This window comes from Streptomyces phaeofaciens (genome assembly GCF_014648915.1).
GTDB classification, from domain to species: domain Bacteria; phylum Actinomycetota; class Actinomycetes; order Streptomycetales; family Streptomycetaceae; genus Streptomyces; species Streptomyces phaeofaciens.
Window position 1 is genome coordinate 18,844 of the sequence record NZ_BMSA01000056.1, and the last position, 10,080, is coordinate 28,923.

General features: G+C 69.2%; 13 protein-coding genes. 8 read left to right on the forward strand and 5 right to left on the reverse strand.

The genetic code is table 11. From position 1 onward, the window contains the following. Positions 1 to 114 precede the first annotated feature (114 nt). Together rpsN and rpmB are read right to left on the reverse strand one after the other, a co-directional pair. Positions 115 to 420, reverse strand: a complete 306-nt coding sequence (gene rpsN, locus IE275_RS44030; protein WP_189718330.1) for a 30S ribosomal protein S14 — start codon at positions 418 to 420, stop codon at positions 115 to 117. Continuing rightward, entirely contained in the window at positions 420 to 656 is a 237-nt protein-coding gene (gene rpmB / locus IE275_RS44035) for a 50S ribosomal protein L28 (RefSeq protein ID WP_189718331.1), read from the reverse strand. Before rpmB ends, rpsN begins: the two co-directional genes overlap by 1 nt. A gap of 67 nt (positions 657 to 723) precedes the next feature. Here rpmB and rpmG point away from each other — a divergent pair, with 67 nt between their 5' ends. The 4 genes from rpmG to rpsR are packed head-to-tail and all read left to right on the forward strand — an operon-like array spanning position 724 to position 2,615. Next, positions 724 to 888, forward strand: coding sequence for a 50S ribosomal protein L33 (gene rpmG, locus IE275_RS44040; RefSeq protein WP_189718332.1), 165 nt, complete (start codon positions 724 to 726; stop codon positions 886 to 888). A 31-nt stretch (positions 889 to 919) separates the two neighbouring features. After that, positions 920 to 1,174, forward strand: coding sequence for a type B 50S ribosomal protein L31 (locus IE275_RS44045; protein ID WP_189718333.1), 255 nt, complete (start codon positions 920 to 922; stop codon positions 1,172 to 1,174). Continuing rightward, positions 1,174 to 2,325: a CobW family GTP-binding protein gene (locus IE275_RS44050; protein WP_189718343.1), complete on the forward strand. Its 1,152-nt coding sequence runs from the start codon at positions 1,174 to 1,176 to the stop codon at positions 2,323 to 2,325. Before IE275_RS44045 ends, IE275_RS44050 begins: the two co-directional genes overlap by 1 nt. 53 nt (positions 2,326 to 2,378) lie before the next feature. Beyond that, positions 2,379 to 2,615 (forward strand): 30S ribosomal protein S18, encoded by a 237-nt coding sequence (gene rpsR / locus IE275_RS44055; RefSeq protein ID WP_189718334.1) that lies wholly within the window; start codon positions 2,379 to 2,381, stop codon positions 2,613 to 2,615. A gap of 98 nt (positions 2,616 to 2,713) precedes the next feature. Here rpsR and IE275_RS44060 read toward each other — a convergent pair whose 3' ends face one another. After that, complete coding sequence (locus tag IE275_RS44060; protein ID WP_189718335.1) at positions 2,714 to 2,998, reverse strand: hypothetical protein; 285 nt, start codon at positions 2,996 to 2,998, stop codon at positions 2,714 to 2,716. Between the two features lie 136 nt (positions 2,999 to 3,134). Next, complete coding sequence (locus tag IE275_RS44065) at positions 3,135 to 4,133, reverse strand: NADP-dependent oxidoreductase (RefSeq protein ID WP_189718336.1); 999 nt, start codon at positions 4,131 to 4,133, stop codon at positions 3,135 to 3,137. A 122-nt stretch (positions 4,134 to 4,255) separates the two neighbouring features. Between IE275_RS44065 and IE275_RS44070 the strand changes: the two genes are divergently transcribed. After that, complete coding sequence (locus IE275_RS44070) at positions 4,256 to 5,131, forward strand: LysR family transcriptional regulator (RefSeq protein ID WP_189718337.1); 876 nt, start codon at positions 4,256 to 4,258, stop codon at positions 5,129 to 5,131. Between the two features lie 113 nt (positions 5,132 to 5,244). Here IE275_RS44070 and IE275_RS44075 read toward each other — a convergent pair whose 3' ends face one another. Then, the gene (locus IE275_RS44075; RefSeq protein WP_229871307.1) at positions 5,245 to 5,565 is read right to left on the reverse strand and encodes an LLM class oxidoreductase; all 321 of its coding nucleotides are present in this window, start codon (positions 5,563 to 5,565) and stop codon (positions 5,245 to 5,247) included. A 487-nt stretch (positions 5,566 to 6,052) separates the two neighbouring features. On the opposite strand from IE275_RS44075, the gene IE275_RS44080 reads away from it, so the two are divergent. The 3 genes from IE275_RS44080 to IE275_RS44090 form a co-directional block, all read left to right on the forward strand. Further along, positions 6,053 to 6,310 (forward strand): hypothetical protein, encoded by a 258-nt coding sequence (locus IE275_RS44080; RefSeq protein WP_189718339.1) that lies wholly within the window; start codon positions 6,053 to 6,055, stop codon positions 6,308 to 6,310. A gap of 1,484 nt (positions 6,311 to 7,794) precedes the next feature. Then, on the forward strand, positions 7,795 to 8,436 hold the full coding sequence (locus IE275_RS44085; protein WP_189718340.1) for a uridine kinase family protein: 642 nt from the start codon (positions 7,795 to 7,797) through the stop codon (positions 8,434 to 8,436). A 908-nt stretch (positions 8,437 to 9,344) separates the two neighbouring features. Continuing rightward, positions 9,345 to 10,080: cytochrome c oxidase subunit I (locus IE275_RS44090; RefSeq protein ID WP_189718341.1), on the forward strand; the 736-nt coding region annotated here is incomplete at its 3' end.

Here is a 10,080-nt window from a genome sequence, read left to right on the forward strand (position 1 = left end):
GTGAAGGGATGACCCCGGTGACCGCGTGCGGCGTCACCCGGGTGTGGGCGAGGGCACCGCTCGGACGTGAGCCGCGCCCTCAGGCGTTCCTCCGTGAGCACGGAGGAACTGCCGTCACCAGGACGACTTGGTGACACCGGGCAGGAAACCCGCGTGCGCCTGCTCCCTCACGCGGACACGGGAGAGCCCGAACTTGCGCAGCTGCCCGCGGGGACGGCCGTCGACGCTGTCACGCAGGCGGACACGGACGGCACTGGCGTCGCGAGGCTGCCGACGCAGTTCGGCGATCGCGGCACCGCGCTCGGCTTCCGTCGAGGAAGGACGTCGAATGGTCTCTTTGAGTGCGGCGCGCCGGGTGGCGTACCGCTCGACGACGGCCTTGCGCTTCTCGTTCTTCGCGATCTTGCTTCGCTTGGCCATCAGACCTTCCCTCCCCGGGCACGGATGCGCGCGACAGCCGCTTCCACGCCGATGGTGTCGACGCTCTTGATTCCGCGGGCGCTCAGCTTCAGTCGGACGTACCGGGTCTCGCTGGGCAGCCAGTACCTCTTGTGCTGGATGTTCGGGTTGAAGCGGCGGGAGGTGCGCCGGTGCGAGTGGGAGATGCGGTTGCCGAATCCCGGCTGGGCGCCGGTCAGTTGGCAGTGGGCGGACACAGGATGACCTGCCTCTCACTGAGGGGTAGTTATCGATAATGGAAATCGTTCCCATATAGTAGCGCCCATGGCTCGCAACGAACTCCGCCCGGTCATCAAGCTCCGCTCCACGGAGGGGACCGGCTACACCTACGTGACCCGCAAGAACCGCCGCAACGACCCCGACCGCATGGTCCTGCGCAAGTACGACCCGATTGCCGGTCGGCACGTCGACTTCCGCGAAGAACGCTGACCCGATCACCTACCGCCCGAGGGAGCACGCCATGAAGCCCGGCATCCACCCCGCTTACGGTCCCGTCGTCTTCCGCGACAAGGCCGCCGACTTCGCCTTCCTGACCCGTTCAACGCTCACCAGCGACAAGCGCATCGAGTGGGAGGACGGCAACACCTATCCCGTCGTGGACGTCGAGACCTCCTCGGCGAGCCACCCCTTCTACACCGGTACAGCCCGGGTCCTCGACACCGCGGGCCGAGTCGAGCGCTTCGAACGCCGCTACGGCCGATCCGAGGGCCGATGATGCGCGAGGAAGGCCGCCTGCCGGTCGTCATCGTCGCCGGCCTGCACGCGGACGCCCGCCGACACGTGGTCGACCGCCTCCTGCGAGCGGTGCCGGGCAGCGTCGCCCTTCACCACGACCTCGCCACCGCGGGCGAGGGAACCGTGCGACGGCTCGTCCGCGACGTGTCCGGCGTGCTCGCGTCGGGCGAAGCGCCGCTGGTCAACGACTGCGCCTGCTGCGCACTGCGGGAGGACCTCATCCCCGAGCTGGAGCGGCTGGCCGGCCACGGTCCGGTACGGCTGGCGATCGTCGAGTTGTGGGACTCGGTCGAACCCAAGGCCATGGCGGAGGTCGTGGCGGCACACAGCGGCGACGATCTGACGCTCACCAACGTGATCACCGCGGTCGACCCGGCACTGGTCCTGCCGTACCTCGCCAACGGAGACGACCTGGCCGAGGCGGGACTTGCGGCAGCGGCGACGGACCAGCGCACCGTCGGTGACACCTGGGCCCGGCAGCTGGAGTACGCGCCCGTCCTCGCCCTCATGGACAGCGAGGACGCGGACGAACACGATCATGCCCTGCTGACCCAGCTGCACCCCACCGCCCGCCACGTCGACGCGCTCTCAGGTGAACTCGGGCAACTGGCCTTCGCCGGATTCGACGTGGAAGCGGCAGCCACGGCCCAGCACCCGGCCTGTGCACTCCTGCCTCAGGAGGCCGACGAAGCAGGCGTCACGACGCTCGTGTGGCATCGCACCCGCCCCTTCCACCCCGAACGCCTCTACCAGGCTCTGGAGGACCTCTGCTGCGCGGCCGCTCGCAGCAGGGGCCGGTTCTGGCTCGCCGACCGCCCTGACACACTGCTCGCCTGGGACGCAGCCGGCGGCGCCTTGTGCGTCGAAGGCGCGGGCCCATGGCTCGCCTCTCTGCCCGACGCCGCATGGGAGCTGGTCCCCCCGGTACGGCGTGCGGCCGCCGCCCTGGACTGGCATCCGGAGCACGGCGACCGCTGCCAGCACCTCGTCTTCACCTCCCCCGGACTCGACCGCTCCGGCATCGAGCAGCTCCTCGACTCCTGCCTGCTCACCGACGCCGAATACGCGGCCGGGCCCAAGGGGTGGCAACGCCTGCCGGCGGCCTTCGACTCCCTACTCGACGCCGCGTGAGCCACCGACCCGCACAACAACCGATCGCCACCACCACATTTCGAGGAATCCGCATGACCCGACGCGTCAACCCCCGCAAGCCGGTGAAGCACCGCTCCAACCCCCTGGTCGCGGCCGGCATCACCTACGTCGACTACAAGGACACCGATCTGCTGCGCAGGTTCATCTCCGACCGGGGGAAGATCCGTAGCCGGCGCGTCACCCACGTCACCGCTCAACAGCAGCGCCAACTCGCCGCAGCCGTCAAGAACGCCCGCGAAATGGCCCTCCTCCCGTACTGCAGCAGGTGACGGGGCGCGGCAAACGGCAGTGCACACCCGATGGACCGGTCCGCCGATGGGGACCGTCTGCCAGGCTGACCGCCACGGGAGCGCACAAGGCAGTGAAGTCAACCGAGTTCACACAGGACACCCGGCCCCACGAGCTGGCCTGCGGCCTGCGGCCTGAGGCACGAGGTGGTCGACTGCTGGGTGACGATGAGCCGTGCCGACGGGCGGTCACCCCGCACGGGGTCGCGTTGCCGCCGGTGAATCCGAAGGGCGTCAGGGGTGCGTTCGACCAGATCGTCGACGCACTCCATCCGCAACGGAGCAGGCTGCTCGTGGCCACCATGGACGGCGTGTTGGCGGGACGGCTGTTCCTTCACCGCGATCCGCACCCGCTCGTCGCGCACTGTGCGGCATGGTCACCACGTGCAGAGGCACACCAGGTTCCGCCCCGCCAGGGCATCGGTGCCCGCGCTGATGCGGCGCGTCCCTGCTCGTCCAGGGCGTGGGCGTAGTTCGCCACCACCTGCTGGAGTTCGGCGGTCACGAGACCACCGTCAGCACGATCTTGCCTTGGATGTGGCCCTGCGCGGCTCGCGTGTGTGCGCTGCCCGCATCGGGCAGCGGGTAGGTGCTGTCCACCCCGACCTGGAGCTTGCCCTCATCGAACAGGCGCCCGATCTCGGCGAGCTGGGGGCCGTTGGAACGCACCTGAATGTCCGAGACCGTGATGCCCAGACTCGCTGTCTCTTCCGGGTCGTACTGGGCGAAGAACACCGGAAGCATGGTGCCGCCGCGCTTGAGCACAGTCAGGAAGCGTGAGCTGTCCGGGCCACCGACGGTGTCGATCACCAGGTCGACACCGCTGACCACGTCCGCGGCCTGCGTCCTGGTGTAGTCGATGAACTCATCGGCGCCGAGCTTGCGCAGGAACTGCTCGTGCCGGCCCGAGGCCACCGCGATGACGTGTGCCCCCTTCCAGTTCGCCAGCTGCACCGCGAAGTGGCCCACTCCACCCGCAGCCCCGTTGACCAGCACTGTCGTCCCGGGCGTGATCGGCACCGGCCGGTGCACCTGGCCGGTGAAAGGAGACGGCACGTCATGGCCGAGGTCAACCAGGTACTGCCAGGCCGTAAGCGCGGCCATCGGCACCCCGGCCGCCTGCACGTGGTCGATACCGGCCGGCTTGTGAGCCAGGTCCGACGTCGGCGCGGCCACGTACTCGGCGTACGTCCGGCCGTCGAATCCGGGGAACCGCAGCATGCCGAAGACCTCGTCACCGACGGCGAACTCCAGCACGTCCGGAGCGACCGCCCGGACCACGCCCGACATGTCCGTTCCGGGGATCAGGGGGAACTCCAGCGCCGGCCTCATCCCGGCCGGCATGACCTTCATCCCCTCACGCAGGTACCAGTCCGGCGGGTTGATGCCCGCCGCGTGCACCCGGACGAGCACCTCGCCCGGGCCGATCTCGGGAACCGGCACCTCGTCATACTGCAAAACTTCCGGCCCGCCCGCTTCGTGGAACTGGATCGCCTTCATCGCGCCTGTCGCTTTCTCGGGGAAACGTTGCTCCTTCAGTCAAGGCCCAGGACGGCATGGCCGTCCAAGACCGGTTCGGCAACCTGATCATTCCGAAACGGCATGACGCGTACGCTCGAAGGGTGAACGATCTCGGACAGGACCTGGAACTGCGGCTGGTGCGCTCCTTCACCGTGGTGGCGGCGCACCGGCACTTCGGTCGGGCCGCCGCCGACCTGCACGTGGCCCAGCCGGCGCTGAGCCGCCAGATCCAACGGCTCGAGAAACATCTCGGCGTACGACTGCTGGACCGCACACCCCAGGGCACCCGGCTCACTCCGGCCGGCCAGAGCTTCCTCCCCCGGGCCCAAGCCCTGCTGCAGGCCGCCCGCCAGGCCGCGCTGGCCGTGCGTGAACAAGCCGAGACCGAACGAATCGCCATCGGCTACGTCGAGGACCTGGTGATCACTGCCGCCGTACGGGAACTGCGCCGCCGTTGCCCGGACGCCGAGATCGCCACCCGGTACCTGAGCTGCCGCGACGTCGGGGCGTTGTCCGACAACCGCGTCGACGCCCTGATCGCGCGGGCCCCGCTGCCGTTCGCCGCCGACGACGTGTTCACCGCCCCGCTGTACGAGGAGCCCCGGATGCTCGTGGTCCCGCGCGGCCATCCCCTGGCCGACCGCGCGTCGGTGACCGCGGAAGAACTGGCCAGCGAGGACGCGGCGCCGTGCGCGCTCGAAACCGCGGACTGGACCTCCTACCGGATCCTGGGGGCCGGCGTGCCGCCGATCGAGAGCTACGAGGACAAGCTCGAACTCGTCGCGAGCGGCAGGGCGATCGCCGTGCTACCGGTCGGCGATCGGCGCAGCTCACTGCGTCCCGACCTCGTCACCGTCCCGATCGAGGGTGCTCCCCCCAGCCAGGTCGTCCTGGTCAGCCGCAAGGGCGACCCGAATCCGATGATCAGGAATCTCCGGCTGGCGGCCAAGGCAGTCCTCACCACCCCGGCAGCCTGACCGGGACCAGCCGACCCGCTTGGCGCTGCATTGCACCTGCTCACGCGCGCCATGTTCGTCGCGCATCTGCCGGTATCGCTCGAGGTTGGGTTGCGCCGGCTCAGCGTCCGACCCTATGAAACGGCGTTCAAGCACGCCGTCTCGACCAGGAACCGTTGCCGTATCGCGTGAATGACCGGCCAGCCGCCGCAGCACCAGCGGAACCGGTCGTGGGCGCGAGTGATCGCAGCGTCCCGGTCGGTGTCGTGACAGATCGGCAGTTGGCCGACTCCGGGCTTGCCCGTGCCGCCGTGGCAGTCGAACGCGGAGATCAGCTCCTGTTGGGGGTCGCCGACGACCACCAAGTCGGCCAGCCGGCCGGCGAGTTCGCACGAGCGGTCGCCCGCGACAGCGACGCAGATCGGCGGAGGTGCTGCGTCGGGCAGGTCCCACAACCTGGCGTTCTCCACATCGAAGTGAGCGCCGTGACGTTGACGTTCTCCCCCGCGAAGAGAACGCGGCACATCGGACCAACGATCAACTGACCCACGGCTTCGTCCACCTCCACGTCGTCATGGGCGTCGAAAGCGACCGCGCCATCGCCGGCCACCTCCACGAAGCACATATCGGCACCCACTTCGCTTGGGCCTACGTCATCCCGGCACTGGAACTGCGGCGCCACCAAGATCACGCCGAACCCGCCATGGACCCCCGCCGACTGACCCGCCAGGTCGCTCAGCCAGGTGCCTCTGAGTGCGCTCGCATCCAGCGCAGGACCCGTACCGCCCCCTTGGCGGCAGGCGGGCAGCAGTCGCCCTGTCGGTGTCCTGCCCGTACGGACGCACCGTAGGCGTCACTCTGGCTGAGGACCGCCGGCTGCCCGGCGCCCGCGTCGCCTCCTCTCGGGTCGGCGCGAAGAGCAGATGCAGCTCATGCGCGGTGATGATCCGTCAGGCCGGATTCACCAACTGCTTCGACTCCATCTCCCGGATGCTCGAACTGCTCAACAACGTCGCGCGCCGAGGCATCGTGCCGCCGACGGATGAACAGAACCCCATCGCGGCGCCGCACACAAGATCCGAGCCCGCAGCCCTTCCCGAGCTCCGTGCGGAGGCCGCGAAGCGGCTCCTGCTGGATCTCACGCATCAGTTCGTCATGCCCGACCGGCTCCAGCCCCGCGCCCGGCGAGCAGACCCGTGAGCAGTCGGCGACGAACCCTCACAGCCTCCGGCAGGAGAACACCGACCTGCGCCGCGCCCTCGCCCTGTTCAAGGAGGCCATCCGCCAGCTCACCCTCGAAAATGCCGCCCTGCGCCAAGGTGCCACCCTCCTTCGGCTGCCCGCCCGAGTGCGGCCGGACCCGGATGCGGGCTGAGGCGGATCCGTTCGGTGCCGCCCAGCGCGCGGACCGCGGACCCACGCCATACACGTGGCGATGTGGCACTGACCCCTCCGATGCTCGCCGAAGCCCGACGGGTGCCGCCTCCGGAGGGGCCCTGCCCGGCAGGTGGGCCGCGGACCAGAAGGCCGATGATTTCTGCGCGATTCTCTTTGCACGTCCTGGACAGGTGCTGATCCAGTCCCGCCGGTGATCCGACCTGACCCCCGCATTCCCGGACCTCGCCGCAGCGGCTTGCGGTCTAGGCGCTCGTGCTGGACGGTGAGCTCGTCGTGCCCCACGGCGGCCGGCTCGAGACCAGTTGGCCGAGTCAGCGTTGGGGCAGCCCGTCCTTACACCCGGCTCAATGCCCCGCAGAGCGCGGAAGCCCGTGACCTCCTCGCCGAAATGTGAGAGGGGTACCCGTGGGGCTGCCACCACTGCACCGGAGAGCCGCATGGTGCCCTGGCCGTACCGGGCGGGGAGCAGGGCTGCGAACCAAATGGTTCCACGTCGTCACCGCGCTCCCACCGGGCGTGTGCCGGGGCGGACGACGGCGGACGGTGTTGTCGTTCAGATGGATCCAGCGCTGCTCCTCGGGAGGGGAGTGCGCGCGGCCGGGTCCCGGAGGTCTCGAGCCCGGTCCGTTTCCGCGCAGCTCGGCGAAGATGCCGCCGACTGTGAAACCGCCGCTTTACGCCTCGATCCGCACGACGACGAAGAGGTCGCCCGCCTCCCCACCCTTACTTCCGGGCCACCCCGGTCCTCTGAGCTGATCATGGAGATCCACCAGCAGGAACAGCTGCGGGCCGTGGCACTGCCGGGCGGCCGTGGCCGCACTACCGCAACGAACACGAGATGTGGGTCTGGCGAGCCGCCGGCCAGTGCCCCGCCCGGGTGGCCACCTCACTGTCGAGGGAGAGAGCCGCCCCGGTGATCTCCTCCGGCTCGGCCGGGCGACCTGCCGCAGACGTCTTGGTCAGGGCGTCGAGGGCGGCGGCCGTCGATACTGTTCCCGGTGTGCGGGTGGGGCCCGGGCGGGGTCGCCCGGCCGCAGGTGCGCTGCCTCGACTCGTTCCCGCGCGTCGACGTCACGCCCGCGCCCCAGGCCCGCTACGCCACGCTGAAGGTCCGCGGCATCGCCGACACCGGTGCGCAGGTCGACCCAAGGTCGCGGCCCCGGCCTCGGCCGAACCGGGCCGCATTTTGCCGCTTGCCATGGGCGACCACGCCGCCGTACATTCCCTGCACCCGGCTCGTCCGGCCGCTTCGTCCATCCCCTTTGAGCACATGAGGAGCGCCCGGTATGACGGGTGTACTGGCGGTCGCAGGCGGCACCGCATCCGGCAAGTCCACCCTTGCCGAAGCCCTGTCGCTGCACTGTTCCGAGAGCGTCGCACTCGTCCATCTGGACGACTACTACGTGCCCGCGCACGACCCCCTGAGGGGTGTGTGGACGGTCAGTGCCGACGGGCACGCCGTCCTCGACTGGAACCATCCGGGGTCGATCGACGAGACAGCGGTGACACACGCCATTGACGCGGCGCTGCTGCGCCCCGGTGTGCTGCTGGTGGTGGTCGAGGGCCTGTTCGCGCTGTCACTGCCGTCCGTGGTCCGGCGGGCGGCGTGGCGGGTGTATGTCGACACCCCCGACGACATACGCCTCGCCCGCAAGATCCTCCGGAAGATCGACGCGCAGCGGCAGGACCCCCGACTGTCCCTGCGCAACTATCTGCAGACCGGCAGGGACCGCCACGCAGCCCACGTCGCGCCCTCCCGGGCGGCGGCCGACCTGGTCGTGGACGGGACCGCGAGCGAGGCGGAGCTGCTGGCGGCCGTCATGCCGCTGATCGGGCCGGCCCTCGCGCCGCCGCCCGCGGCGCCCTCGCGGGCACGGGGGGTGTGCGGTGTGACCCGCACCCCCGGGGTCCCGGCATTCGCGCTCTGACCTGCCCCGGAGGCACCGGCCCGGGCGAGGGACGCCGGGTGAGCACGCTTCCGGCAACACAGCCCGAGCCCCAGCGGGCCCTCAGGTGGATCACGACCGATCCAGTTCACCTGCAGCCAGGCAAACTGCAGGGGCGGCATATGGCGGAATCAAGAGAAGCCCCCCGCGGAGGCGGATTCCAGGGGTCGTCGCAACACGCGGTCGGTTTGATCAGGCAGCGAGTGGTTTGTGCAGACGCTCGGCTGGGGTTTCCCAGCTGGCTGTGTCACTCTCCGGGGGTTCTGGCACAGATTTTGGCGAACGGCCGCGGAGGGTGCCGATGCCGTTCGATCGAGAGGGTCGTCACGAACCCGGCTGCCCGACGCAAGCGCCCGCCTCGTAGCCTCCGCACATGGCTGATGATCCGTTCCAGTGCCGCTGCGTCCGCTGCCATGACTACGGTGACCGGGCCGAAGCGGACCGCGTGGATCTGACGATCATCGAGAATGTGCAGCAGCACGGACGGCACGTCGTGCTGTTTCCCGAGGACGAGATCGGTCCTGGATTCGCCAAGGCGCCGGGTATTCGAGCGGAGTATCGGTTATCGCCCACACCATCCCGGAGAGGACCGACCAGCCACGGCACCGACATAACCGAGGACGCGGCGGCGCCCGCCACCACAATTCCGCAGCGACACCTACCGCAGACACAACATGATCGAACGTTGCTTCAACCGACTCAAAGTCGCCCGCGCGGCAGCCGTGCTGCCCGGGCTAGACGAATCAACATGTCCTGGCTGCTCCGTTCGGGGCCGACTGTCAAGCGATTGGCCGCACCTCGGCCGTTCACGGTGGCAGTGCCGCCTCCGGGGCCGCAAGGATGCCGGCTGACAGGCGACATCGACCGCGAGTGTCGGGAGGCACCCACTTGTGACCATCAACAGCGAATCCCACGGTGCCGCGGCAGTTGAGGACACGTACGAGAACGAGGTACCGGTCCGGCGCAAGCAGCCCGGCAATGTCGTGGTGAAGTGGCTGACCACCACCGACCACAAGACGATCGGCACCCTGTATCTGCTGACGTCGTTCGCGTTCTTTCTGGTCGGTGGCCTGTTGGCCCTCGTCATGCGCTCCGAGCTGGCCCGACCGGGCCTGCAGATCATCTCGAACGAGCAGTTCAACCAGGCGTTCACGATGCACGGCCTGATCATGCTGCTGATGTTCGCGACGCCGCTGTTCGCCGGTTTCACGAACTGGATCATGCCGCTCCAGATCGGCGCGCCGGACGTGGCCTTCCCGCGGCTGAACATGTTCGCCTACTGGCTGTACCTGTTCGGCTCGCTCATCGCGGCAGCCAGCTTCCTCACCCCGAACGGTGCCCCCGACTTCGGCTGGTTCATGTACGCGCCGCTGTCCGACGCCGTGCACTCGCCGGGCATCGGCGCCGACATGGGCATCATGGGTCTGGCCTTCTCCGGCTTCGGCACCATCCTCGGCGCGGTCAACTTCATCACCACGATCATCTGCATGCGCGCGCCGGGCATGACGATGTTCCGCATGCCGATCTTCGTGTGGAACATCCTGCTGACCGCCGTTCTGGTCCTGCTGGTCTTCCCGGTCCTGGCGGCCGCGCTGTTCGCCCTGGAGGCGGACCGCAAGTTCGGTG

Bases quoted from the DNA above. Each gene is read 5' to 3' on its own strand.
- rpsR (WP_189718334.1), top strand. From the start codon at position 2,379: ATGACCCGACGCGTCAACCCCCGCAAGCCGGTGAAGCACCGCTCCAAC.
- rpsN (WP_189718330.1), bottom strand. From the start codon at position 420: ATGGCCAAGCGAAGCAAGATCGCGAAGAACGAGAAGCGCAAGGCCGTC.
- IE275_RS44050 (WP_189718343.1), top strand. From the start codon at position 1,174: ATGCGCGAGGAAGGCCGCCTGCCGGTCGTCATCGTCGCCGGCCTGCAC.
- IE275_RS44045 (WP_189718333.1), top strand. From the start codon at position 920: ATGAAGCCCGGCATCCACCCCGCTTACGGTCCCGTCGTCTTCCGCGAC.
- IE275_RS44065 (WP_189718336.1), bottom strand. From the start codon at position 4,133: ATGAAGGCGATCCAGTTCCACGAAGCGGGCGGGCCGGAAGTTTTGCAG.
- IE275_RS44080 (WP_189718339.1), top strand. From the start codon at position 6,053: ATGATCCGTCAGGCCGGATTCACCAACTGCTTCGACTCCATCTCCCGG.
- IE275_RS44085 (WP_189718340.1), top strand. From the start codon at position 7,795: ATGACGGGTGTACTGGCGGTCGCAGGCGGCACCGCATCCGGCAAGTCC.
- rpmG (WP_189718332.1), top strand. From the start codon at position 724: ATGGCTCGCAACGAACTCCGCCCGGTCATCAAGCTCCGCTCCACGGAG.